Genomic DNA, 24,450 nt, shown 5'->3' with positions numbered 1-24,450 from the left:
CGTGACGCGGTGGCCAGCGAGCATCCGCTGCAGGTCGTTGGCGCCATCAACGCCAACCACGCCTTGCTGGCCAAGCGCGCCGGCTTCAAGGCCATCTACTTGTCCGGCGGCGGCGTTGCCGCGGGCTCGCTGGGGCTGCCGGACCTCGGTATCACTGGTCTCGACGATGTGCTGACCGATGTGCGTCGCATCACCGATGTCTGCGACCTGCCGCTGCTGGTAGATGTAGACACCGGTTTCGGCTCCTCGGCGTTCAATGTGGCGCGTACCGTCAAGTCGATGATTAAGTTCGGCGCGGCGGCGATCCATATCGAGGATCAGGTTGGGGCCAAGCGCTGCGGCCATCGCCCGAACAAGGAAATCGTCACCCAGCAGGAGATGGTCGACCGCATCAAGGCGGCTGTGGACGCGCGCACCGACGACAGCTTCGTGATCATGGCGCGTACCGATGCGCTGGCGGTGGAAGGGTTGAATGCCGCACTGGACCGCGCCGCCGCCTGCATCGAAGCGGGTGCCGACATGATCTTCCCCGAAGCCATCACCGAGCTGGCGATGTACAAGACCTTCGCCGACCGCGTGCAGGCGCCAATTCTGGCCAACATCACCGAGTTCGGTGCCACGCCGCTTTACACCACCGAAGAGCTGGCCAGCGTCGATGTGTCCTTGGTGCTCTACCCATTGTCGGCATTCCGCGCCATGAACAAGGCGGCCGAGAATGTCTACACCGCGCTGCGCCGTGACGGCACTCAGAAGAATGTGATCGACACCATGCAGACGCGCATGGAGCTCTACGATCGCATCAACTACCACGCATTCGAGCAGCACCTCGACGCGCTGTTCGCTCAGAAGAAGAGCTGACGAGAAGGCCCCATTGGGTTTGCCAACGGGGCCTATGCGATCCATTTTTCAACGTGATTTGCAGTATCCAGAACAAATCCAAGAAGGAGATAGCAATGGCTGAAGCAAAAGTTTTGAGTGGCGCAGGCCTGCGTGGCCAGATCGCCGGCCAGACCGCCCTGTGTACCGTGGGCAAGACCGGTGCCGGGTTGACCTACCGCGGGTACGACGTACGTGAGCTGGCGGCCGAGTGCGATTTCGAAGAGGTGGCCTACTTGCTGTTCTACGGCGAGTTGCCAAACACACAGCAGCTGGCTGATTACAAGAGTCGCCTGAAGACCATGCGGGACCTGCCGCAGGCGCTAAAGGAAGTGCTCGAGCGCATCCCTGCCAGTGCGCATCCGATGGACGTCATGCGTACCGGTTCGTCGGTGCTCGGCACGCTCGAGCCGGAGCTCAGCTTCGACCAGCAGCGCGACGTGGCCGAGCGCCTGATGGCCGCTTTCCCGGCGATCATGTGCTACTGGTACCGCTTCACCCATGATGGCGTGCGCATCAATTGCTCCAGCGACGAAGAGACCCTGGGCGGCCATTTCCTCGCGTTGCTGCATGATAAGAAGCCTAGCGACTTGCACGTCAAGGTGATGAACGTCTCGCTGATCCTTTACGCCGAGCACGAGTTCAACGCCTCGACCTTTACCGCCCGCGTCTGCGCCTCAACGCTGTCCGATCTCTATTCCTGCGTGACCGGCGCTATCGGTTCGCTGCGTGGCCCGCTGCATGGCGGCGCCAACGAAGCGGCCATGGACATGATCGAGCAGTGGAAGAGCCCGGAAGAAGCACGTGAAGCCATCCTCGGCATGCTCGAGCGCAAGGACAAGATCATGGGCTTCGGCCACGCGATCTACAGCGTTTCCGACCCGCGCAACGAGGTGATCAAGGTCTGGGCCGAAAAGCTCGCGGATGAAGTGGGCGACACCGTGCTTTATCCGGTCTCGGTCGCCGTTGACGAAACCATGTGGGAGCAGAAGAAGCTCTTCCCGAACGCCGATTTCTACCATGCGTCCGCCTATCACTTCATGGGCATCCCGACCAAGCTATTCACGCCGATCTTCGTCTGCTCGCGCGTCACCGGCTGGGCGTCCCATGTGTTCGAACAACGCAGCAACAACCGGATCATTCGGCCGAGCGCCGAGTACATCGGTCCGGAGCAGCGCAAGGTTGTCCCGATCGCCCAGCGTTGATCGGAGCGAGGGAGCTCGTCGTCGGGCTCCCCGCACCTTGCCCCACAGAACATTACTGAATTGAGTTCTTCCGGCATGAATACAGAACACCGCAAACCTTTGCCAGGTACTGGGCTTGACTACTTCGACACCCGTGAGGCGATCGAAGCTATTCAACCGGGTTCCTATGAAAAGCTGCCCTATACGTCCCGCGTCCTGGCCGAACAGCTGGTGCGTCGCTGTGAGCCCGAAGCGCTGACCGATTCGCTGAAGCAGATCATCGAGCGCAAGCGCGACCTCGACTTTCCCTGGTATCCGGCACGCGTCGTCTGCCATGACATCCTTGGCCAGACCGCGCTCGTCGACCTCGCCGGTCTGCGCGATGCGATCGCGGAGCAGGGTGGCGACCCGGCGAAGGTCAACCCGGTTGTTCCGACTCAGTTGATCGTCGACCACTCCCTGGCGGTCGAATTTGCAGGCTTCGATCCGGATGCGTTCGAGAAGAACCGCGCCGTTGAGGAGCGTCGCAACGAGGACCGCTTCCACTTCATCGAGTGGACCAAGACAGCGTTCAAGAACGTCGACGTAATTCCGGCCGGCAACGGCATCATGCACCAGATTAACCTGGAGAAGATGTCGCCGGTGATTCAAGCGCGCGGTGGCGTGGCCTTCCCGGATACCTGCGTCGGCACTGACTCGCATACGCCGCACGTCGATGCGCTGGGTGTGATCGCCATCGGCGTCGGCGGTCTTGAAGCCGAAACCGTGATGCTCGGCCTGCCGTCGATGATGCGCCTGCCTGACATCGTCGGCGTGCGCCTGACTGGCAAGCGGCAGCCGGGTATCACCGCTACCGACATCGTCTTAGCCTTGACCGAGTTCCTGCGTAAGGAGCGAGTAGTCGGGGCCTGGGTAGAGTTCTTCGGTGAAGGCGCTGACAGTCTGACGATCGGCGATCGCGCGACGATCTCCAATATGTGCCCGGAATATGGCGCAACGGCTTCGATGTTCTACATCGACCAACAGACTATCGACTACCTCAAACTGACTGGCCGCGAGCCGGAGCAGGTCGCGCTAGTCGAGCAGTACGCCAAGGAAACCGGCTTGTGGGCAACGGCGCTGGAAGGGGCCGAGTACGAGCGCGTATTGGAGTTTGACCTGTCCAGTGTGGTGCGCAACATGGCCGGCCCGTCCAACCCGCACAAGCGTCTGCCGACCTCGGCGCTGCACGAGCGCGGCATTGCTGACGAAGATATGCTGGCTGCGGCGCGGGCCGAAGAGGCTGAAGGTTTGCTGCCGGACGGGGCAGTGATCATCGCGGCCATCACCAGCTGCACCAACACCTCCAACCCGCGCAACGTGGTTGCGGCCGGCCTGCTGGCGAAGAAGGCCAACGAGTTGGGTATGGTGCGCAAATCCTGGGTCAAGACTTCATTCGCTCCAGGTTCCAAGGTCGCCAAGCTGTACCTGGAAGACGCCGGCCTTCTGACCGAACTGGAAAAGCTCGGTTTCGGCATCGTCGCCTACGCCTGTACGACCTGTAATGGCATGTCCGGGGCGCTGGATCCAAAGATCCAGAAGGAAATCATCGACCGTGATCTGTACGCCACGGCCGTACTTTCAGGCAACCGTAACTTCGATGGCCGCATCCACCCGTATGCCAAGCAGGCGTTCCTGGCGTCGCCACCCTTGGTAGTCGCCTATGCCATCGCGGGCACTGTGCGCTTCGACATCGAACAGGACGTGCTTGGCACCGATCAGCATGGCAATCCGGTCACGCTCAAGGACCTCTGGCCATCTGACGAGGAAATCGACGCCATTGTTGCGGCGTCGGTGAAGCCCGAGCAGTTCCGTCAGATCTACATCCCGATGTTCGACCTCGGCACCATCGAGGAAGCTGAAAGCCCGCTCTACGACTGGCGGCCGACGTCCACTTACATCCGTCGTCCCCCGTATTGGGAAGGTGCGCTGGCTGGTGAACGCACGCTGAAAAGCATGCGTCCGCTGGCGATTCTGCCGGATAACATCACTACCGATCACCTGTCACCATCCAACGCCATCCTGCTGGACTCAGCAGCCGGTGAGTATCTGGCGAAGATGGGCCTGCCGGAGGAGGACTTCAACTCCTACGCCACCCATCGCGGCGACCACCTGACTGCACAGCGGGCGACGTTCGCCAACCCGCAGCTGGTAAACGAGATGGCTGTGGTCGACGGTAAGGTGCAGAAGGGCTCGCTCGCCAGGGTCGAGCCGGAAGGTAAGGTGATGCGCATGTGGGAAGCCATCGAAACCTACATGAACCGCAAGCAAAACCTGATCATCGTTGCTGGTGCCGACTACGGTCAGGGTAGTTCGCGTGACTGGGCAGCCAAGGGCGTGCGGCTAGCCGGTGTCGAGGTGATCGTGGCCGAAGGCTTCGAGCGTATTCATCGCACCAACCTGGTCGGCATGGGCGTATTGCCGGTCGAGTTCAAGCCGGGTACTACCCGCTTGACCCTTGGTCTCAATGGCACCGAAACATATGACATTGAAGGCGAACTGTCGCCGCGCTGCGACCTGACTCTGGTCATTCACCACAAGAACGGTGAAGAAACCCGTGTGCCGGTCATCTGCCGTCTCGACACCGCGGCCGAGGTGGGCGTCTACCAGGCCGGCGGCGTGCTGCAGCGCTTCGCCAAGGACTTTCTCGGGCAGGTGTGACCGTCCGAGCTCGTAGGGTGGATGGCGCTTTTTCCATCCGCCGCATCAACCCTCGCGGCGGATCGGTGAAGCACGATCCACCCTACGGTCCATTCATTTTTCAGCCAGGAGTCACTCATGGCTCATCAATCTCAGATTAAGATTCCCGCGACTTACATGCGCGGCGGCACCAGCAAGGGTGTGTTCTTCCGGTTGCAGGACCTGCCGGAAAGCTGCCAGGTACCAGGTTCCGAGCGTGACAAGCTGTTCATGCGCGTGATTGGCAGCCCCGACCCATATTCGGCACACATCGATGGCATGGGTGGCGCCACGTCCAGCACCAGCAAATGCGTGATCCTCTCTAAGAGCGCTCGACCTGATCATGACGTCGAGTATCTCTATGGTCAGGTGTCGATCGACAAGCCCTTCGTCGACTGGAGCGGCAACTGCGGCAATCTCTCAACCGGCGCAGGTGCGTTCGCCCTGCATGCCGGACTGGTGGATTCCGAGCGCATTCCTCAGAACGGTACCTGTGTGGTGCGTATCTGGCAGGCAAACATCGGCAAGACCATCATCGCCCACGTACCGGTCACCGAAGGTCGAGTTCAGGAAACCGGCGATTTCGAACTGGACGGCGTGACCTTTCCGGCTGCCGAGATCGTGCTGGAATTCCTCGATCCGTCCGACGACGGCGAGGAGGGAGGATCGATGTTCCCCACCGGCAACCTGATCGATGAGCTGGAGGTCCCGGGCATCGGTACGCTCAAGGCGACCATGATCAGTGCGGGCATCCCAACGGTTTTCGTCAATGCCGAGGACATCGGTTACCAGGGCACCGAACTGCGTGAGGATATCAACGGCAATCCCGAGGCGTTGGCGCGGCTGGAGGCGATTCGAGTTGCCGGTGCGTTGCGTATGGGGCTGATCAGGACAGCGGAAGAGGCGTTGACCCGCCAGCACACGCCTAAGGTTGCGTTTGTCTCGGGGCCGAAAGCCTATCGAGCGTCATCCGGCAAGACCATCGAAGCAAGCGAGGTTGATCTGCTGGTGCGGGCATTGTCCATGGGCAAGTTGCATCACGCCATGATGGGGACCTGTGCGGTTGCTATCGGTGCGGCTGCGGCAGTGCCTGGTACTCTCGTTAACCTGGCTGCCGGTGGCGGCGAACTGACGGCAGTGCGCTTTGGGCATCCTTCCGGCACGCTTCGCGTCGGCGCCGAGGCGGAGCAGGCTGACGGAAAATGGTCGGTAACCAAGGCGATCATGAGTCGGAGCGCCAGGGTTCTCATGGAGGGCTGGGTGCGCGTTCCTAGTGACTCGTTCTAAGCGATTGCCGACACAATCATGCGACTCGGCGTTGGCAAAGTTCAAATTTGTCGAGCGCGAAAAACAAAAAGTCCGCACTAAGCGGCCTTTTTGTTGTCTAGCAGAACGGCGCCTATTTGAGTCGACGCTCTACGCCCTTTTCCACGAGGATCTTGGCGGATATCTCTTCTACGGAAAAATGCGTGGAGTTGATGTAGTTGATGTTTTCGCGGCGGAAGAGGTTCTCTACCTCGCGAACTTCAAACTCGCATTGGGCGTAGCTGGCATATCGGCTGTTGGGTTTGCGCTCGTTGCGAATGGCGGTCAAGCGGTCCGGGTCGATGGTCAGGCCGAACAGTTTGTCGCGGTGGGTTTTGAGCGCGCTCGGAAGTTGCAGTCGCTCCATGTCGTCTTCGGTCAGCGGGTAGTTGGCGGCCCGGATGCCATACTGCATCGCCATGTACAAGCAGGTGGGCGTTTTGCCGCACCTTGAGACGCCGACCAAAATCAGATCCGCCTTGTCGTAGTAGTGCGTGCGGGCACCGTCATCGTTGTCCAGAGCGAAGTTGACGGCGTCGATTCGCTCCATGTAGTTGGCGTTATGGCTGATCGAATGGGATTTGCCGACAGAATAGGAAGAGCGTGACATCAGTTCATGTTCCAGCGGGGCAAGGAAGGAAGAAAAGATGTCGATCATGAAGCCATTGGACTCAGCCAGGATGTCGCGAATTTCCTGGTTTACCAGCGTATCGAATATGATCGGCCGCGCGCCGTCGCTTTCCGCCGCTTTATTGATTTGCTGTACCATTGCACGCGCTTTTTCAGCCGTATCGATATATGGCCGGGTGAGCTTGGTAAACGTGATGGTTTCGAACTGTGCCAACAGGCTTTGGCCGAGCGTTTCGGCTGTAATCCCGGTACCGTCGGATATGAAAAATGCAGTTCGTTTCATTGCGCATGGGACCTTAAGTCAAGAACGGTTCTCAGCTATAGTAGGCCCCTTCGCCGAGCCTCGATTGGCTGGCATTGTTACTTATTTTGCAGGGCCAGGCCACCGTGCCGCGGATGGGCACGAACCGAGTTTCCAACACAACGTGGAGAGATCACCTTGGTAGAGTACGTAGTTTCCCTCGATAAGCTCGGCAATCATGATGTTGAGCGTGTAGGGGGCAAGAACGCCTCCCTCGGCGAGATGATCAGCAACCTTGCAGGTGCGGGAGTTTCGGTACCTGGTGGTTTCGCCACTACCGCCCAGGCCTACCGTGATTTCATGGAGCTCAGCGGTCTCAACGAGCAAATCCACGCGCTTCTCGATGCGCTGGACGTGGACGACGTCAATGCCCTTGCCAAAGCCGGCGCACAAATTCGCGGCTGGGTCATGGAAGCCGAATTCCCTCCTAAGCTCGATGCCGACATTCGTGCCGCATTCGCTGAGATGGCCGGTGGAAACGACCACATGGCGGTCGCGGTTCGTTCTTCGGCCACGGCTGAAGACCTGCCGGACGCCTCATTCGCGGGCCAGCAGGAAACCTTCCTGAATATACGCGGCGTGGATAACGTGATTCGTGCCGCCAAGGAAGTCTTCGCCTCCCTCTTCAACGACCGTGCGATTGCCTACCGCGTCCACCAGGGCTTCGATCACAAGCTGGTTGCGCTGTCCGCAGGTGTTCAGCGCATGGTGCGGTCCGAGACCGGCACGGCTGGCGTGATGTTTACCCTAGATACCGAATCAGGCTTTCGTGACGTCGTGTTTATCACGGGTGCCTATGGCCTCGGTGAAACTGTCGTCCAGGGTGCTGTCAACCCAGACGAGTTCTACGTACACAAGCACACCCTTGAAGCCGGCCGCCCTGCCATTTTGCGTCGTAATCTCGGCAGCAAGGCAATCAAGATGGTGTATGGCGAGGAGGCCAGCGCCGGCAAGTCGGTCAAAACCGTCGAGGTTGATCAGGCTGAGCGTATGCGCTTCTGCCTGACTGATGAGGAAGTGACCAATCTCGCCCATCAGGCGATGACCATCGAGAAGCACTATGGCCGTCCGATGGACATTGAGTGGGCCAAAGATGGCGATGATAACCAGCTTTACATCGTCCAGGCTCGCCCGGAAACAGTTAAGAGCCGTAGCAGCGGGAACGTCATGGAGCGTTACCTGCTGAAGGAGAAAGGAAAAGTACTGGTCGAAGGCCGTGCTATTGGTCAGCGCATCGGCGCCGGTCCGGTCAAGATCATTCACGACGTCTCCGAGATGGACAAGGTTCAGCCGGGCGACGTACTGGTTTCCGACATGACCGACCCAGATTGGGAGCCTGTGATGAAGCGCGCCAGCGCCATCGTCACTAACCGTGGTGGTCGTACCTGCCACGCAGCCATCATTGCACGCGAGCTGGGTATTCCCGCCGTCGTCGGTTGCGGTAACGCCACCGAGTTGCTGCAGGATGGCCAGCGCGTCACGGTCACCTGTGCCGAGGGCGATACCGGTCTGATCTTCGAAGGCGAGCTGGGCTTCGATATCCGCCAGAACTCTATCGATGCGATGCCAGAACTGCCGTTCAAGATCATGATGAACGTCGGTAACCCGGATCGCGCATTCGATTTTGCCCAGCTACCCAACGAAGGCGTCGGTCTGGCGCGTCTCGAATTCATCATCAACCGGATGATCGGTGTTCACCCCAAGGCGCTGCTCAATTTCGATGGCCTGCCGGCCGACGTGAAGAGCAGTGTCGAAAAGCGCATTGCCGGCTACGGCGACCCGGTCGACTTCTACGTCGAGAAATTGGTAGAAGGTGTCAGCACGCTGGCTGCGGCATTCTGGCCGAAAAAGGTCATCGTGCGGCTGTCTGACTTCAAGTCCAACGAATACGCCAACCTGATCGGAGGCAAGCTTTACGAGCCGGAAGAAGAGAACCCGATGCTCGGCTTCCGCGGTGCATCGCGCTACATCAGCGAATCCTTCCGCGACTGCTTCGAACTCGAATGCCGTGCCATGCGTAAGGTTCGCGACGTGATGGGGCTGACCAATGTCGAGCTGATGGTGCCGTTCGTGCGCACCCTGGGCGAAGCCTCGCAGGTTATCGACATTCTCGGTCAATTCGGACTCAAGCGTGGCGAGAACGGCCTGCGCATCATCATGATGTGCGAGCTGCCTTCCAACGCTTTGTTGGCCGATGAGTTTCTCGAGTTCTTTGATGGCTTCTCCATTGGCTCGAACGACATGACCCAGCTTACGCTTGGACTGGACCGTGACTCCGGCATCATTGCCCACCTGTTCGATGAACGTAACCCTGCAGTCAAGAAGCTGCTGGCGAATGCGATCGAAGCCTGTAACAAAGCGGGCAAGTACATTGGCATTTGTGGTCAGGGGCCTTCCGATCACCCGGACCTGGCCAAGTGGCTGATGGAGCAGGGTATTGAGAGCGTATCGCTGAACCCGGACTCGGTGCTCGATACCTGGTTCTTCCTGGCTGACGCCGAGATCAAATAAACACAGCACGGCAAAAAGGGCGGTTTCCGCCCTTTTTTGCGTTGAGCACGAGCGGTTCTATCAGCCAATGCCGTTTATCTCTGTCGCGATGCATGCCGCTTCCGCTAATGCTGCTATAGCCGTTGTGGCTGGAAGCCGGTGCGGGTAGGCAAATTGCTTATCTTTGAAGCATGGTGGCGACCGAGCCTGACGCGTTTCAAGTTTGAGGAGACTTACCATGCAATACATCACCCCTGATCTATGCGATGCCTACCCTGAGTTGGTGCAGGTGGTGGAGCCGATGTTCAGCAATTTTGGTGGTCGCGACTCCTTCGGTGGTCAGATCGTCACGATCAAATGCTTCGAAGACAATTCATTGGTCAAGGAGCAGGTAGATGTAAACGGCGCAGGCAAGGTGCTGGTGGTAGACGGTGGCGGCTCGCTGCGTCGTGCATTGCTCGGGGACATGCTTGCTGAGAAAGCAGCGCGCAATGGATGGGAGGGGCTGGTGATCTATGGTTGCATCCGTGATGTCGACGTGATCGCGCAAACGGAACTGGGCGTCCAGGCGCTGGCCACTCATCCCATGAAAACCGACAAGCGCGGAATAGGCGACCGCAATGTACCGGTGACCTTTTGTGGAGTGACTTTCCGCCCTGGTGAATACGTTTATGCCGACAACAACGGCATTATCGTTTCGCCCGAAGAGCTGAAGATGCCCGACTAGCCCGTTGCGGTTGGTTGATCAAGCCCGGCTATGCCGGGCTTTTTTACGATTTGTAGGAGACGCGACCGTTGCCTGACGAAATAGGCCGTACAGGGCTTCTACATGCCCTTGTGTTAAACGGGCAAGGTGGTGCACGCAGAATTGCCTATGCAGACATTTCCTCTTTGGAGTTAGCCGCGCATGAAAGCTTGTGGCTTCATTGGGATCGCAGTCAGGCTCAGGCCCAGGCTTGGTTGCGCGACCGGAGCGGCCTGAGCGCGTTCGCATGCGACGTGTTACTGGAAGAAGATACTCGTCCACGTTTGCTGGCGCTGCCTGGCGACGAGTTGCTGCTATTCCTGCGAGGCGTCAACCTGAATCCCGACGCGGAGCCCGAGGACATGGTTTCGCTACGGGTATTCGCAGATGCGCGCAGGGTTATTTCGTTGCGCCTGCGGCCGCTGCGCTCGACCGAAGTGGTGCTCCAGCAGCTTGATGCCGGTGTTGGTCCGAAAACGGCCTCCGAAGTATTGCTCGGCCTGGCTGACGCGCTGACCGAGCGGGTTGATGAGCTCGTTGCCGTTCTGACGGAAAAGCTGGATGGAGAAGAAGACCGAGTCGAGACGGATGAACGATATACACCGCCTCAAGACAAGTTGCTGTCGTTGCGGCGCCAGGCCGCTGGTCTGCGCCGTTTTCTGTTACCACAGCGCGAGATATACGCGCAGCTCACGCGCAATCATCTGCCGTGGTTTGTTGATGACGATACAGATTACTGGAACGAGCTGAGCAACCGGTTGATTCGCTATCTGGAGGAGTTGGAGCTGGTCCGTGAGCGAGTCAATCTAGTGCTAGAAGCAGAAGAAAGGCGAATGCGCGAGCGGATGAACAGGACCATGTACTTGCTCGGCATCATTACCGGTTTTTTTCTGCCGATGAGCTTTCTCACAGGCTTGCTTGGGATCAACGTGGGCGGCATCCCTGGGTCCGAGCATCCTTATGGATTTGTTGTGGCTTGTGTGCTTATTGGTGCGGTGGCCTGTTTCCAATGGTGGATCTTCCGCCGATTGAAATGGGTGTGATGTGACTACTGATATGGCTGTGCCGTCAGAGTCTCACTGTTGCAGAGGTAAACATGCACGATCCCTTTGAAGAATCCCTGCGGGACATGCTCAACACGCAGTCGGAGCGTCATGACGATGCCCGCCTGGATCGTGTACTGAAAACGGCCAACCGGCAGGTAGGCGCTGGCGACCTGTTTGGCCTGATGGGGCATTGGCTACAGGCTGTGCTGATCGCGTTTAGCGCTGGCGCACCGCACACTTCGGCAGTCACTCGGCGCCATTCCGGTTCCCGTACTACTTTCAATAAGGTCGACTGATCATGGAACTCGATCCCTGGAGCCAGAGCTTGTTGGGTGCTATGAGCGCCCTTTGGCAACCTATCGCTGCCTTCATTCCTCGTTTGTTCGGGGCGCTCTTGCTGGTTGCCGTTGGTTTTGTCGTCGCCAAGCTACTGGACACTCTGTTGTCGAAGGTCCTGGCAAAACTGGGTCTGGACCGGTTGGTTGCCGGTACCGGGGCGACCAAGTTGCTTGGGCGTGCCGGTATTCGCATGCCGATCTCGGCCTTGATTGGCAAGATCGTCTATTGGTTCGTATTGCTGATCTTTCTGGTGTCGGCTGCGGAATCTCTGGGACTCGCTCGCGTTTCGGCGACGCTCGATATGCTCGCGCTATACGTGCCCAAGGTGTTCGGAGCGGGGCTGATCCTGTTGGTTGGCATACTCTTGGCGCAGCTGGTCAATGGTTTGGTGCGAGGCGCTGCTGAAAGCGTTGGCCTTGAATATTCCGCCGGGCTTGGACGAATCGCGCAGGGGTTGGTGATCATCATCATTATCTCCGTCGCAATCGGCCAGCTGGAGGTTAAGACCGAGCTGCTTAATTACGTCATCGCAATTGCACTGATCTCTGTCGGGTTGGCGGTTGCGTTGGCTTTCGGTCTCGGTAGCCGAGACTTGGTGAGTCAGATTATCGCCGGCATTTACGTTCGTGAACTTTACGAGGTTGGCCAGAGGGTGCGCATCGAGGAGCTGGAGGGTTCGATCGAAGAGATTGGAACCGCGAAGACCTTGCTGCTTACCGATGAAGGCGAGCTGATCTCGGTTGCAAATAGAGTGCTGCTAGAGCAGCGCGTAGGCAGCCGTTAGGCCCGGTATTCTGTTAAAGTGCGCAGCCTCTTCTGCGGGTTACCGCGAACGGCCGCCACGATTATTGCCGGTTCGAAGCGCCTTGACTAAAACCCATCCGCCGACCATGAGCTACGACCCGCGCCAGCTCTCCGATGAGGAGCTGGTGCAGCGCGCCCATGCGGAGCTGTTTCATGTAACGAGAGCCTATGAAGAGCTGATGCGCCGTTATCAGCGTACACTCTTCAACGTATGCGCACGTTATTTAGGAAACGACCGAGACGCTGATGACGTTTGCCAAGAAGTGATGCTCAAGGTTTTATATGGTTTAAAGAACTTTGAAGGTAAATCGAAGTTCAAGACATGGCTATATAGCATTACATACAACGAGTGTATTACTCAGTACCGGAAAGAGCGCCGCAAGCGCCGCTTACTGGACGCTTTGAGCCTTGATCCTGTGGAAGAGGCGTCCGAGGAAAAGGCGCCGAACGTTGAGGAAAGGCCGGAGCTAGACAAGTGGCTGGTCCATGTGAACCAGATCGATCGGGAGATTCTCGTTCTGCGCTTTGTGGCAGAACTGGAGTTTCAGGAAATTGCCGACATCATGCACATGGGACTAAGCGCAACAAAGATGCGTTACAAGCGGGCGCTAGATAAATTACGCGAAAAATTTTCGGGAATCGCTGAAACTTAACGGCATTAAGCTGTCCTATCGTTAGCGAACAGCTTGGGCTTGCAGTTAGCCGGTTTCCTTAGATTGTTCTGATACTCACCACAGATGGGGATTTACGGATGAAGCTTATAAACACCTTAGGCGTTGTAATTGGTTCTTTGGTTGCCGCCACTTCTATTAGCGCGCTGGCCCAGGGCCAAGGTGCCGTAGAGGTGGAAGCATTCGGTAAGCATTACTTCACCGATAGCTCGCGCGATGTTCAGCGTGACGGCGAACTGTACGGAGCTGGCGCTAGCTACTTCCTGACTGATGACGTTTCGCTTGGTCTGTCGTACGGCGAATACCACGACTTGACGTCCCGGGACTCGGTCGGCGCAGGCGGGCACAAAGATATCAAGGGTAGCCTGACTTCTCTGGACGCCACTTACCACTTCGGCCAGCCGGGCGTTGGTTTGCGTCCTTACGTATCCGCAGGTGCCGCTCACCAAAGCATTGGTCAAGCTGCCCGTGGCGGTCGTGATCACAGCACCTTCGCCAACGTCGGTACTGGCGTGAAGTATTACTTCACCGAAAACTTCTTCGCCAAGGCGAGTGTTGACGGCATGTACAACATCGATGCGGACGAAGCCGAGTGGATGGCTGGCGTAGGTGTCGGTCTGAACTTCGGTGGTGGTGCTAAGCAGCAGGTAGCACAGGTCGAGCCGACCCCTGCGCCAGCGCCGGCGCCAATGGTCGACAACGAGCCGGAGCCAGAGCCAGAACTCGTTCGCGTCGAGCTGGACGTCAAGTTTGATTTTGACAAGGCCCGCGTTCGCGAAGAGAGCTACAACGACATCAAGAACCTGGCTGATTTCATGCAGCAGTACCCTCAGACCAACACCACCGTTGAAGGTCACACCGACTCGGTGGGCACCGATCAATATAACCAGCGTCTGTCCGAGCGTCGTGCTCAGGCTGTCCGCGAGGTACTGGTCAACCAGTACGGCGTTGAGAGCCAGCGTGTCGATTCGGTCGGTTACGGTGAAGCCCGCCCGGTTGCTGACAACAGCACCGAGGAAGGCCGTCAGATCAACCGTCGTGTAGAAGCTGAAGTCGAAGCACAGGTTCGTTAATTCGTATCTTGTTTCGCTAGCTGGTGGGTGCCCTGTTTAGTCTTGGGCTCCTTCTAAGCTTTCAAAAAATCCGATGCCAGATTCTGGCATCGGATTTTTTTTTGCTCTAGCTACGTCCGTTTTAGAGCTGAAGGCCTTCCTATCGGGGAAGACTGTGCATGCGAGGTTAGATATGCATGTTCATCTGGTTGGTAGAGCTTTCGCGCTAGCTGTCCAGGTTGATGGGATGCAGCGCCGTCATACGCAGCATCAAAGGCATCCTTTAAACACCCCTTAACTAGGAAGCAGCTAGCGGCGGCCATGCCTAAACGAGCTCCAATGCCGTCGTTCAGGGTTAGCACTGTGATGAATGTCGAACGCCTTTGATCGGCTTGTCAGTAGTGCTCTGTTTGGGTGGGTCTGCGCAAAGAGGGTGCGAGGGGAAGGGGAGGCGGGGGTAAACTAGATCTCGTTTGCGCGTCGTACACAAAAAAAGCTGCTCCATATAGGGGCAGCTTTTTGCAGATGCCAAGACATCTGTTACACCATTGACCCAGGCGGCGCCTGGGCCATATTCAGTTCTTAGTGGAACTGGTTCATGGTGTTGTCTTTACCGCTTGCCTTCAGAGCCGCTTCGCCAGCGAAGTACTCCTTGTGGTTGTCGCCGATGTCGGAGCCAGCCATGTTTTGGTGCTTGACGCAGGCGATACCCTGACGCAGCTCTTCACGCTGTACACCTTTGACGTAGGCCAGCATGCCCTGATCTGCGAAGTACCCTTTTGCCAGGTTGTCGGTCGACAGCGCGGCAGTGTGGTAAGTCGGCAGCGTGATCAGGTGGTGGAAGATACCAGCATGAGCGGACCCATCCTTCTGGAAGGTGCGGATCTTCTCGTCGGCAATTTGAGCCAGCTCGGTTTCGTCGTACTCAACGCTCATCAGCTTGGCGCGGTCGTAGGCGGAGACGTCCTTGCCTTCGGCAACGAATGCATCGAATACTTGCTGGCGGAAGTTAAGGGTCCAGTTGAAGGACGGGCTGTTGTTGTAGACCAGCTTGGCGTTCGGGATCTCTTTGCGGATCTCGTCAACCATGGCCGCGATCTGGCCAACATGAGGCTTCTCAGTCTCGATCCACAGCAGGTCCGCGCCGTTCTGCAGCGAAGTGATGCAGTCGAGTACGCAGCGCGCTTCGCCGGTGCCTTTGCGGAACTGGAACAGGTTGCTCGGCAGGCGCTTAGGACGCAGCAATTTGCCTTCACGCTTGATCACAACGTCGCCGTTGCCGAGTTCGGCTTCGGTGATCTCTTCGCAGTCAAGGAATGAGTTGTACAGGTCACCCAGGTCGCCCGGCTCTTTGGTCACTGCGATCTGCTTGGTCAGACCGGCGCCCAGGGAGTCGGTACGCGCAACGATGACGCCATTGTCGATGCCCAACTCGAGGAATGCATAGCGGACGGCGGCAATCTTGGCCAGGAAGTCGGCATGAGGAACGGTTACCTTGCCGTCCTGGTGTCCGCACTGCTTCTCATCGGAAACCTGGTTCTCGATCTGGATGCAGCAAGCGCCGGCTTCGATCATGCGCTTGGCCAGCAGGTAGGTGGCTTCCGGGTTACCGAAACCAGCGTCAATGTCGGCAATGATCGGGACGATGTGGGTTTCGTAGTTGTCGATCTGCGACTGGATCTCGGCGGCCTTGGCAGTGTCGCCGGCTTCGCGAGCGGCGTCTAAAGCAGTGAACAGCAGGTCCAGCTCGCGGCTGTCGGCCTGGCGCAGGAAGGTGTACAGCTCTTCGATCAGGTCGGAGACTGCGGTCTTCTCGTGCATCGACTGGTCTGGCAGCGGGCCGAACTCGGAGCGCAGCGCGGCAACCATCCAGCCCGACAGGTAGAGGTAGCGCTTATTGGTGGTTTTCAGGTGCTTCTTAATAGAGATCAGTTTCTGCTGACCGATGAAACCATGCCAGCAGCCTAGCGACTGGGTGTAGGCGGACGTATCGGCGTCGTACTCAGCCATGTCCTTGCGCATGATGTCGGCAGTGTACTGCGCGATTTCCAGACCGGTCTTGAAACGGTTCTGTGTGCGCATACGTGCTACGGATTCGGGGTTAATCGCGCTCCAGCTGCTTCCAGCTGCTTCTTTCAGAGCGGCAACGGCCTTGATGTCGTTTTGATAAGCGGACATGGTCAATCCTTCAAAGAAATTCGTGTTTGGTTGAGCACCGACTTTTCCCACTGAAACCTACGTGCTTGCGCTGATGAAGCGGACAACACGTGGCAGAGCGTCGAAATATCGACCGAGACGAGGATTGAACCAAGAGGAGGAGGGTATGCAGTTACGACCGCAAGAGGATTCGGTTAGCTGTGGAATGATCGTGGCATTCCAACACACAGCGACGCGGGGCCGTTGAGTGGATCAGCGAACTGATGTCTCGAGCTGATGCGTTAATCGCTTCCCCGTCCCTCAGGACGACTCGTTCCAGTCGCAACCTCGTCAGTCCGCCTTGTGGGCAGTACAGTCACGGAACGCCTCTGCTGGTTGGCTGAGCGCGATCCGGAGACCCTTTCAGAGTCTCTGGTTAGCGGGAGCGGGGCCATCATGCTCCGGCTAAAATGGTTCGTCAAATGTTTTTGTAGTGAACTTTGGTAGGCACTACATTTCTTAACCGAGCGTTATTTGTCTGCTGAACTTTCTTAATTCAGCGTGTCTACTTTTAGTCGCAGGGAAAGGTCTTGACTGCCGGCTGTGGAATATCTGCGTAGCATTCCGTTATCGCTGGAGCTTGCAGATTCGTCAACGCCGCCGAGCTCGATCCATTCGCCGAGCCGTCCGCTGACCCGAGTATCGGTTTGCTGGACGTTGATTGCGCCTGGCTGGGCTGCGCTCATACGGTCGTTATGGCTGCTGATCGTAACCTGCACCCGGTCGCCCTGAACCGTAGCGGTGGCGTAGAAACCTCGCGTGACATCCCGATACTGAGTTTGTTGATAGATCTGCCCGTAGCCGTCGGCCCCCGTGGTGGTAATTGGTACGCTTTGGCCTATCTGAATCAATGCAGGATAGCCCTCGGTGGCTTGGACCTGTTGAACACCTCCGCCTTGGCTGTTGGTGCTGCGGCGAATGATGCGCGCCTGGTCTCTGCCTCTCTTCTCGCCGTCGCCGCTCTGGATTTCAACATCACCGAGGCGGGTTGTGCCGTCGACCCGATAGCCACTTTCGCTGCCTGCGGCCGAGTTTTGGGTATCGACACTTATAAGCAGCCTGAGAGGTTCGGTATCTAGCTTGGACAGCACATCGCGCAGCTCAGTGATCACAGCGGCCGGCGCGTTCACGATCAGCTGGTTCCCATATGCGTTGACTTTGCCCTGATCCCCTACAACTGATTGGGCGATCGGTAGCACGTCCTCCGCCATTCGGAAGTCCAGCGGAATTACCTCTGTCGCAGCATTAAGCGCCGAGCTAGCGATTAACAGGCACGCAGCGATAAAACGACGAGTCATAGCAAAAAACTCCGCATATCGGGATCAGGAAGGCTACGGTCCCAGGCGGCGTCGAATAGCCTTAGCTGTTGGCGAGCGCGACCAGGGTCTCGGTATAGCGCATGACCAGAAAATTGATCCGCATTCGGGCGAATTAGCATGCCGCACCCATCGACCACAAGGAACGCGGAGGTTTGTAGTTGATAATCTTGATGAGTGCGGCGAATGTGCAAGTTGCTAGTCAATCTGCGGCTCAGAGTGACCAGGCGGTGACCTTCTTTGACTGCGCGAGACGAGTCGCCCACCAAGATACGCAAGCGGTTGCGTGGATGGGCCCGTAAAAACTGCGAGCATGCCTTTTGAATGCAGCTGTGGTTGTACAGCCAAGGTTCCAGGTCCGGCGTATAGATGCTCAGGCTGCGCCTGACCTGCTCAATCAGCGCAAGCGTATGCTTACGAGCTTCGCCCATGTCATTGAAAGTCTGAACTGTAGTGCTGACGCCTAGCGTAGACGGCGCTGCCTGCCAGTCTCGTTGGAGAGCAGGCTGTACCGCTGGGTTATCAATCTGGAAGCGACCCGGTGATTGGAACTCGATCATCGACGGGGCGTCTTCGCTGATAGAGTGATCCGGGTCGTCATGCATCATATGCCTAGTGGCTCTTTCGTAGCATATCGACGTGGGGAAGGCCGGCCTCGAGGAACTCTTCGCTGACTACTTCGAAGCCAAGGCGCTCATAGAACGATGTGGCATGCACTTGGGCGGTGAGTCGCTGTTCGTTAAGGCCGCGCCGCTCGGCTTCTTCAATGACCGCTTTCATCAGCGCGCCGCCGACGTTCATTCCGCGCCAGTCGCGTAATACCGAAACGCGACCGATATGCCCGTCATTAAGCAGTCGCGCGGTACCAATCGGATAGCCGCTTTCCAAGGCGAGGAAATGCACGGCCTCGACATCGTCAGCGTCCCACTCCAGTTCCGGGGGCACTGACTGTTCAGCAATGAACACAGTTTCCCTAATCCGGCGTAAGTCGGCGTTATCCTGCTGCCAGTCGGCGATGCGAACTTCTATGTCACTCATCAGCAAACTCCAGACTTCCCTGTTTGACCAGTTGCAGGACGAGATTACGCCCATCCTCGTCGCTCAGCCAGCCAGCGAGATTTTCGGAATGGAGCGCATCGGCTGAACAAACCATTTTCAATAGCTCCTTCAGATGGCCTGGAAGCAGCCGGCTTTGACCGCTGGCAAACAGCAACAAGCCGATGTCCACTTCACTCCAGGCCAGGCGTGCACTCAGGTTTCGCACGAGTATGGCGCCATCATCCAATGCTGCGAGCATTGCCTGCTCGTCGATTTCCGGACCCTGGACTCGCTCCGGATAGCGCGGTTCGGTCATGAACTGGCCGAACCAGGTTAGCAGCAATCTCTCGTCGCCCATATGCTCGGCTAGCATCGCGCGCAGGCGATCCAGCGCATCGCTTTGGATCTGGTGCGGGTCTTCGATCGGAAGCATATCTGCGTCGCTGTAGCGTTCCTCATCAGGCAGGAACTGCGCCAGGAAGTCAGTGAAATGGGTAAGGACCTCCGCTGCGCTGGGGGCTCTGAAGCCTAGCGAGTAGGTCATGCACGCATCTTCGGCGGTACCGAAATGAGCCAGTCTTGGTGGCAGGTAAAGCATGTCGCCTGGCTCGAGTACCCATTCGTCGGTGCCTTGAAAATCCGCGAGTATGCGCAGGTCGGCATGCTTGAGCATTTTGCTCTCGCTGTCGCACATCTGTCCTACGCGCCAGCGACGCTGGCCATGCGCTTGGAGGAGGAATACATCGTAATTGTCGAAATGCGGGCCCACACCGCCCCCCGGTGCTGCAAAGCTGACCATGATGTCATCGATCCGCCAATTGGGCAGGAAGCGAAAGTGCTCGATAAGCTCGGCAACTTCTGGCACCAATTGGTCGACGGCCTGGACCAGCAACGTCCAGTCACGCTCCGGCAGGTTCTGGTAGGTCTCTTCGCTGAAGGGGCCGCGGCGCAGCTCCCACGGAGTTTCGCCATGTTCGATGACCAGGCGTGACTCGACTTCTTCCTCCAGGGACAAGCCGGCCAACTCGTCTGGGGAAACCGGGTTCTCGAACCCGGGAATTGCCTGGCGGACCAGTAGAGGTTTTTTTTGCCAATAATCACGAAGAAACTCGCGCGCGCTGATCCCGCCAAGGATTTGCAAAGGGGTGTCGGAAGTCATGCCAGGTACCTTGCTCTGTTTAAGAGCTGCAAATAAAAACGCCCGGCACAGCCGGGCGTGCAAATAATGAGTTCGCTCAGATCCGCTTGGCCTGATCGGCGGCGTTGCCTATGTAGGCGGCCGGGGTCAGTTTGCGCAGCGCCTGCTTGGCTTCGGCCGGCATATCCAGGCCTTCGATGAAAGTCTGCAGCGCCTCGGGGCTGATGCCTTTGCCTCGGGTCAACTCCTTGAGTTTCTCGTAGGGATTCTCAATGGCATACCGACGCATGACGGTCTGGATCGGCTCGGCCAGTACTTCCCAGCAGGCGTCGAGGTCCTCGGCAATTCGCGCTTCGTTGAGCTCCAGTTTACCGATGCCTTTGAGGCTTGCCTCGTACGCAATGATGCTATGAGCAAAGCCAACTCCCAGATTACGCAGTACGGTGGAGTCGGTCAGGTCACGCTGCCAGCGGGAAATGGGCAGCTTGCTCGCCAAGTGACTTAGCAGTGCGTTGGCAATTCCGAGATTGCCTTCCGAATTCTCGAAATCGATCGGGTTGACCTTGTGCGGCATGGTCGAGGAGCCAATTTCGCCGGCAACGGTGCGCTGCTTGAAATAGCCCAGCGAAATGTAGCCCCAGATGTCGCGATCGAAATCGATAAGAATGGTGTTAAATCGAGCCACGGCATCGAATAGCTCGGCGATGTAATCGTGAGGCTCGATCTGTGTGGTGTAAGGGTTCCAGGAGAGTCCTAGGTCGCCTTCGATGAATTCTCGCGCGTTAGCTTCCCAGTCAACGTCGGGATAGGCCGACAGGTGAGCATTGTAGTTGCCGACGGCGCCATTGATCTTGCCGAGCAGCGGTACCGCCGCAACCTGCGCAATCTGACGCTCCAGGCGATAGACCACGTTAGCCAGTTCCTTGCCCAAGGTGGTGGGCGAAGCGGGCTGACCATGGGTACGGGAGAGCATGGGTACGTCTGCATGCGCGATAGCCAAGGCGCGGATTGCGTCCGCCAGCTGGCGCATCAGGGGCAGCAAAACCTCATCGCGACCCTGGCGTAGCATCAGAGCATGGGACAGGTTATTGATGTCCTCACTGGTGCAGGCGAAATGGATGAATTCGTTGACCTTGGCCAGTTCTGGTAGCTGCTTGGCTTGCTCCTTGAGGAGGTATTCCACCGCTTTTACGTCGTGGTTGGTGGTTCGCTCGAATTCCTTAACGCGCTCGGCATGTTCGAGTTGGAAGTTTTCGGCAAGGTGATCGAGTAGTGCGTTAGCCTCTTCCGAGAAGGGCGCCACCTCTGGAATCCCGGCATGTGCAGCTAGGCGTTGCAGCCAGCGGACCTCAACCTGAACGCGGCAGCGAATCAGGCCGAATTCGCTGAAAATGGGGCGCAGGGCGCTGGTTTTGCCGGCGTAGCGGCCATCGACAGGGGAAACCGCGGTGAGCGAGGAAAGCTGCATAGAGGGCATTCTCGGACAGTCGAGCGACGAAAAGAGGGCGCAGATTATACACGAAGCGGACGGCTAATTGCCGCTGTAGCCAGTAAGCACGTTGCGCTCCGCGTTGCGGTTATTCAGATTTCAACATGGGATATAGCTCGTCGAGCATTTTGCGCCGGCTGAATACCATCTGCCAACGGTGCCCGCCGAGCTGGCGCCAGAGCCGCGCTGAACGAATCCCTGCCAGCAGAAGTGCGCGTATTTTTGCTGCGTTGTCGTTCTGTTGAAGATGGCGCATGTCGCCTTGGACCTGAATGCGCTGGCGAAAGGTGCTCAGTGTGTCCTGGTACAAACCGCCAAAAGAGGCGATTACGTTCTCGTGGGTCAGCCCAAAGTGATCGGCCTGCTGCTGTATCTGGTCCAGGCGGCTTCCGATCACCTGCAACAGGTCACGGCGTTTATCAAGCTGTCGTTCCAGGCCGATCATCGCCAGCGCATAGCGCAGCGGCTCGCGTTGCAGGCTGCTGGTGTCTCGCTCCAGTGCGCCGACAAGGGCGCGATAGCCCTCGCGGAGATTCAAGTCATCTCCACCATAAATCTCCAAAGCCGGTTTGTCCTCTCGCACCAACAGGCTGCCCAACAGGTTCGCCAGGGCTGCGTTCGGCACTTGACCGGTTCGGGCTATTCGATCGACCAGTGCTGCAGCTTCGAATACAGCCCCAAGAGCTACTAGTTGTTCCTGTCGTGGCGTCATGGGCGGGCTCCGGCGAACCAGGGCTCTGCGGTCTCGATCACGCCACCACCGAGGCAAACCTCGCCATTGTAGAACACCACGGATTGGCCAGGCGTTACAGCGCGTTGAGGTTCGTCGAAAACCGCTCGATAGCCGTTGGTGGTCTGTTCCAGTGTGCAGATCTGGTCGCTCTGCCGATAGCGAACTTTCGCCGTGAGCCGCAGGGGGGCGGTCAGTTGGATCGGATTGACCCAGTAGATTTCTGAGGCGAGCAGGGCGCGAGAAAACAGCCAGGGATGGTCGTTGCCTTGACCTACCACTAGCACGTTGCGCTCGAGATCCTTGCTTAACACGTACCAGGGCTCGTCGCTTGCGTCCTTAAGGCCGCCGATACCCAGACCCTGTCGCTGGCCGATGGTGTGATACATAAGGCCGTGATGGCGACCTATGGTTTCGCCATCTATCGTTTCGATGTTGCCCGGTTGAGCAGGCAGATATTGCTTGAGAAAATCGCTGAAACGGCGCTCGCCGATGAAGCAAATTCCGGTCGAGTCTTTCTTTTTCGCCGTCGCCAACCCGTGCTTTTCGGCAACTGCCCGGACCGCTGGCTTTTCCAGCTCCCCCACCGGGAATAAGGTTTTGCTCAGCTGCTCGCCGCCAACAGCGTGAAGGAAATAGCTTTGGTCCTTGTTCGAGTCCAGCCCTTTGAGCAGCTCGCTGCGCCCATCGATGTCTCGTCGCCGTACGTAGTGTCCGGTCGCGATCAGGTCGGCGCCGAGCGCCAAGGCATAATCAAGGAACGCCTTGAATTTGATCTCGCGGTTGCAAAGGATGTCAGGATTCGGCGTCCTGCCTGCTTTGTACTCAGCGAGAAAGTGCTCGAACACGTTGTCCCAGTACTCAGCGGCAAAGTTTGCCGTGTGCAGTTTAATGCCGATCTTGTCGCAGACGGCTTGGGCATCGGCTAGATCCTCCCGAGCAGTGCAATACTCGGTTCCGTCATCTTCCTCCCAGTTCTTCATGAACAGGCCCTCGACCTGGTACCCCTGTTCGAGGAGAAGCAGAGCGGAAACTGACGAGTCGACACCGCCGGACATGCCGACAATGACGCGCAGGTTTTCAGGGGCAACGAACGGTGAATCAGGCATAAAGACTCAGGGTTAACTGCAAAGCGTGCAATTCTAACAGGCCGGTCAAGCCAGCGGTTAAGGTCCCTCAGTCTCGTATCACGGCGAGATCGTGTGGCGGGCCAGCCAGATAGTCATCAATGCAGCGCAGGATCAGCTCGCTGCGCCAACGTTCCGGTTGGTTGGCCAGTTCGTCTCGAGTCATCCAGAGCGCTGCGACAATGCCGCTGTCGAGTTCGCGGTGCGGCTCATGGCGAACCGGAGTGGCCGCAAAGCAGACGCGTTGGTAGGTCACGCCGTTGCTAGGTGCAGTGTATAGGTAAATACCTACTACACCCGCGAGCGCGACCTCCCAGCCGGTTTCCTCTAGGGTTTCGCGCACCGCGGCTTGGCGTAATGTTTCGTGGGGTTCAAGGTGCCCCGCCGGTTGATTCAGTACCAAACGGCCGCCTTTCGATTCTTCGACCATAAGGAAGCGGCCATCGACCTCGACAATCGTCGCCACGGTTATGTGTGGATGCCAGCTCATGTTCGGCCTCAGCTCGTCTATAGACTTCGATGGTAGCGTTTCGCGTGCACGGTAAAAAGAAACCCCGGCCTAGCGCCGTAATGCTGTTCACTTAAGCATTTGAGTCCAGGCCGTGGGTTCTAGAAAAATCCGATACCAGTCCTCTGGTATCGGATTTTTTATGCCCATTCAGCAGCAATTGCTCGACCTCGGTGATCTCTTCAATTTTTCGGATCTGAGCACCTTCACGCAGAACATTCCTGTTGAGTGGGTCGCCAGTGCACTGAACCTTTCAGCGCAAGCCACCATAAGGCGTCGTCGCCTACCAAGCGATCAGGTTCTTTGGTTGGTGCTGGGCATGGCCCTGTTCCGAGATGAGCCCGTACATGAGGTGGCTAGGCGTTTGAATATCTGCGCTCAAGGCTTGGCCTCCGATCAGTTGCTGGCGCGAAGCGGCGTGACTGAAGCGCGTAAGTGACTGGGGGCTGATCCGGTCGAATCGTTGTTTCGTCAGTCGGGTAAACACTGGGGCTGCGAGCGATACGAAGGCGACGACTGGAATGGTTTACAGGTTTTCGCGGTGGATGGTGCATTGCTGCGAACCCCCGATTCGTCTGAGCTAAGAGAACATTTTGGCTCTGGCAACACGGGCACTGAACGCCAGACGCCTTTTCCAATGATGCGGCTCGTTGCCTTGATGAACGTGCGTTCCCACGTGATCCTCGATGCCCAGCTCAGCCCCTACCGGGGCAGCGAAATGCGCTTGGCCGAAACCTTCCTAGGCCA

21 protein-coding genes and 1 pseudogene are annotated in these 24,450 nt (G+C 57.8%); 12 read left to right on the top strand and 10 right to left on the bottom strand.

All coding sequences use genetic code 11. From position 1 onward, the window contains the following. The 4 genes from prpB to prpF all read left to right on the top strand — a co-directional run. Nucleotides 1-858 (top strand): methylisocitrate lyase (gene prpB / locus ACQKEK_RS22915; protein WP_499167708.1); only part of this gene is annotated, 858 nt, incomplete at its 5' end. A 95-nt stretch (nucleotides 859-953) separates the two neighbouring features. Further along, on the top strand, nucleotides 954-2,081 hold the full coding sequence (prpC, locus tag ACQKEK_RS22910) for a bifunctional 2-methylcitrate synthase/citrate synthase (protein ID WP_499144430.1): 1,128 nt from the start codon (nucleotides 954-956) through the stop codon (nucleotides 2,079-2,081). A 75-nt stretch (nucleotides 2,082-2,156) separates the two neighbouring features. Beyond that, a complete protein-coding gene (gene acnD, locus ACQKEK_RS22905) occupies nucleotides 2,157-4,760 on the top strand; it encodes a Fe/S-dependent 2-methylisocitrate dehydratase AcnD (RefSeq protein ID WP_499144429.1) in 2,604 nt (867 codons plus the stop codon). A gap of 117 nt (nucleotides 4,761-4,877) precedes the next feature. Further along, nucleotides 4,878-6,065, top strand: coding sequence for a 2-methylaconitate cis-trans isomerase PrpF (gene prpF / locus ACQKEK_RS22900; protein WP_499144428.1), 1,188 nt, complete (start codon nucleotides 4,878-4,880; stop codon nucleotides 6,063-6,065). Nucleotides 6,066-6,177: 112 nt separating this feature from the next. Here prpF and ppsR read toward each other — a convergent pair whose 3' ends face one another. Continuing rightward, entirely contained in the window at nucleotides 6,178-6,996 is an 819-nt protein-coding gene (ppsR, locus tag ACQKEK_RS22895; RefSeq protein WP_045426458.1) for a posphoenolpyruvate synthetase regulatory kinase/phosphorylase PpsR, read from the bottom strand. A 156-nt stretch (nucleotides 6,997-7,152) separates the two neighbouring features. Between ppsR and ppsA the strand changes: the two genes are divergently transcribed. The 7 genes from ppsA to ACQKEK_RS22860 all read left to right on the top strand — a co-directional run bounded on the left by ppsA (nucleotide 7,153) and on the right by ACQKEK_RS22860 (nucleotide 14,182). Then, nucleotides 7,153-9,525 carry a phosphoenolpyruvate synthase gene (gene ppsA, locus ACQKEK_RS22890; RefSeq protein ID WP_045426461.1) on the top strand — a complete coding sequence of 791 codons (2,373 nt, stop codon included), beginning with the start codon at nucleotides 7,153-7,155 and terminating at the stop codon, nucleotides 9,523-9,525. A 217-nt stretch (nucleotides 9,526-9,742) separates the two neighbouring features. After that, nucleotides 9,743-10,231, top strand: a complete 489-nt coding sequence (gene rraA, locus ACQKEK_RS22885; RefSeq protein WP_499144427.1) for a ribonuclease E activity regulator RraA — start codon at nucleotides 9,743-9,745, stop codon at nucleotides 10,229-10,231. A gap of 68 nt (nucleotides 10,232-10,299) precedes the next feature. Next, a complete protein-coding gene (gene cmaX / locus ACQKEK_RS22880) occupies nucleotides 10,300-11,292 on the top strand; it encodes a divalent cation transporter CmaX (RefSeq protein WP_499144426.1) in 993 nt (330 codons plus the stop codon). Between the two features lie 53 nt (nucleotides 11,293-11,345). After that, the gene (locus ACQKEK_RS22875; protein WP_128121188.1) at nucleotides 11,346-11,591 is read left to right on the top strand and encodes a CrfX protein; all 246 of its coding nucleotides are present in this window, start codon (nucleotides 11,346-11,348) and stop codon (nucleotides 11,589-11,591) included. A 2-nt stretch (nucleotides 11,592-11,593) separates the two neighbouring features. Continuing rightward, entirely contained in the window at nucleotides 11,594-12,418 is an 825-nt protein-coding gene (locus ACQKEK_RS22870) for a mechanosensitive ion channel family protein (RefSeq protein ID WP_499144425.1), read from the top strand. A gap of 106 nt (nucleotides 12,419-12,524) precedes the next feature. Further along, on the top strand, nucleotides 12,525-13,091 hold the full coding sequence (gene sigX / locus ACQKEK_RS22865; protein ID WP_045426473.1) for an RNA polymerase sigma factor SigX: 567 nt from the start codon (nucleotides 12,525-12,527) through the stop codon (nucleotides 13,089-13,091). Between the two features lie 98 nt (nucleotides 13,092-13,189). Further along, nucleotides 13,190-14,182, top strand: a complete 993-nt coding sequence (locus ACQKEK_RS22860) for an OmpA family protein (protein ID WP_499144424.1) — start codon at nucleotides 13,190-13,192, stop codon at nucleotides 14,180-14,182. A gap of 561 nt (nucleotides 14,183-14,743) precedes the next feature. Here the strand turns inward: ACQKEK_RS22860 and ACQKEK_RS22855 are convergent. The 9 genes from ACQKEK_RS22855 to ACQKEK_RS22815 form a co-directional block, all read right to left on the bottom strand. Continuing rightward, nucleotides 14,744-16,339 (bottom strand): isocitrate lyase, encoded by a 1,596-nt coding sequence (locus ACQKEK_RS22855; RefSeq protein ID WP_499144423.1) that lies wholly within the window; start codon nucleotides 16,337-16,339, stop codon nucleotides 14,744-14,746. Nucleotides 16,340-16,848: 509 nt separating this feature from the next. Further along, nucleotides 16,849-17,655, bottom strand: coding sequence for a secretin N-terminal domain-containing protein (locus ACQKEK_RS22850; RefSeq protein WP_499144422.1), 807 nt, complete (start codon nucleotides 17,653-17,655; stop codon nucleotides 16,849-16,851). After that, nucleotides 17,652-18,278: a DUF7931 domain-containing protein gene (locus ACQKEK_RS22845; protein WP_499144432.1), complete on the bottom strand. Its 627-nt coding sequence runs from the start codon at nucleotides 18,276-18,278 to the stop codon at nucleotides 17,652-17,654. The genes ACQKEK_RS22850 and ACQKEK_RS22845 overlap by 4 nt, the downstream gene beginning before the upstream one ends. Before the next feature lie 7 nt (nucleotides 18,279-18,285). After that, a complete protein-coding gene (locus ACQKEK_RS22840; RefSeq protein ID WP_045426487.1) occupies nucleotides 18,286-18,711 on the bottom strand; it encodes a GNAT family N-acetyltransferase in 426 nt (141 codons plus the stop codon). Beyond that, the gene (locus ACQKEK_RS22835; protein ID WP_499144421.1) at nucleotides 18,704-19,870 is read right to left on the bottom strand and encodes a ribosomal protein uL16 3-hydroxylase; all 1,167 of its coding nucleotides are present in this window, start codon (nucleotides 19,868-19,870) and stop codon (nucleotides 18,704-18,706) included. Before ACQKEK_RS22835 ends, ACQKEK_RS22840 begins: the two co-directional genes overlap by 8 nt. A 76-nt stretch (nucleotides 19,871-19,946) precedes the next feature. Further along, nucleotides 19,947-21,317, bottom strand: a complete 1,371-nt coding sequence (gene purB, locus ACQKEK_RS22830; protein ID WP_499144420.1) for an adenylosuccinate lyase — start codon at nucleotides 21,315-21,317, stop codon at nucleotides 19,947-19,949. Between the two features lie 109 nt (nucleotides 21,318-21,426). Continuing rightward, entirely contained in the window at nucleotides 21,427-22,050 is a 624-nt protein-coding gene (hflD, locus tag ACQKEK_RS22825; RefSeq protein ID WP_499144419.1) for a high frequency lysogenization protein HflD, read from the bottom strand. After that, nucleotides 22,047-23,177: a tRNA 2-thiouridine(34) synthase MnmA gene (mnmA, locus tag ACQKEK_RS22820; RefSeq protein WP_181690027.1), complete on the bottom strand. Its 1,131-nt coding sequence runs from the start codon at nucleotides 23,175-23,177 to the stop codon at nucleotides 22,047-22,049. Before mnmA ends, hflD begins: the two co-directional genes overlap by 4 nt. A gap of 67 nt (nucleotides 23,178-23,244) precedes the next feature. After that, on the bottom strand, nucleotides 23,245-23,685 hold the full coding sequence (locus ACQKEK_RS22815; protein ID WP_128121197.1) for an NUDIX hydrolase: 441 nt from the start codon (nucleotides 23,683-23,685) through the stop codon (nucleotides 23,245-23,247). Nucleotides 23,686-23,851: 166 nt separating this feature from the next. Between ACQKEK_RS22815 and ACQKEK_RS22810 the strand changes: the two are divergent. Continuing rightward, nucleotides 23,852-24,450 (top strand): annotated as a pseudogene (locus ACQKEK_RS22810) (IS4 family transposase); the annotation flags it as partial.

The sequence above is a fragment of the Pseudomonas sp. NPDC077408 genome (genome assembly GCF_050269105.1).
Classification (GTDB): domain Bacteria; phylum Pseudomonadota; class Gammaproteobacteria; order Pseudomonadales; family Pseudomonadaceae; genus Stutzerimonas.
This window is presented reverse-complemented; position numbering and strand designations above follow the sequence as displayed.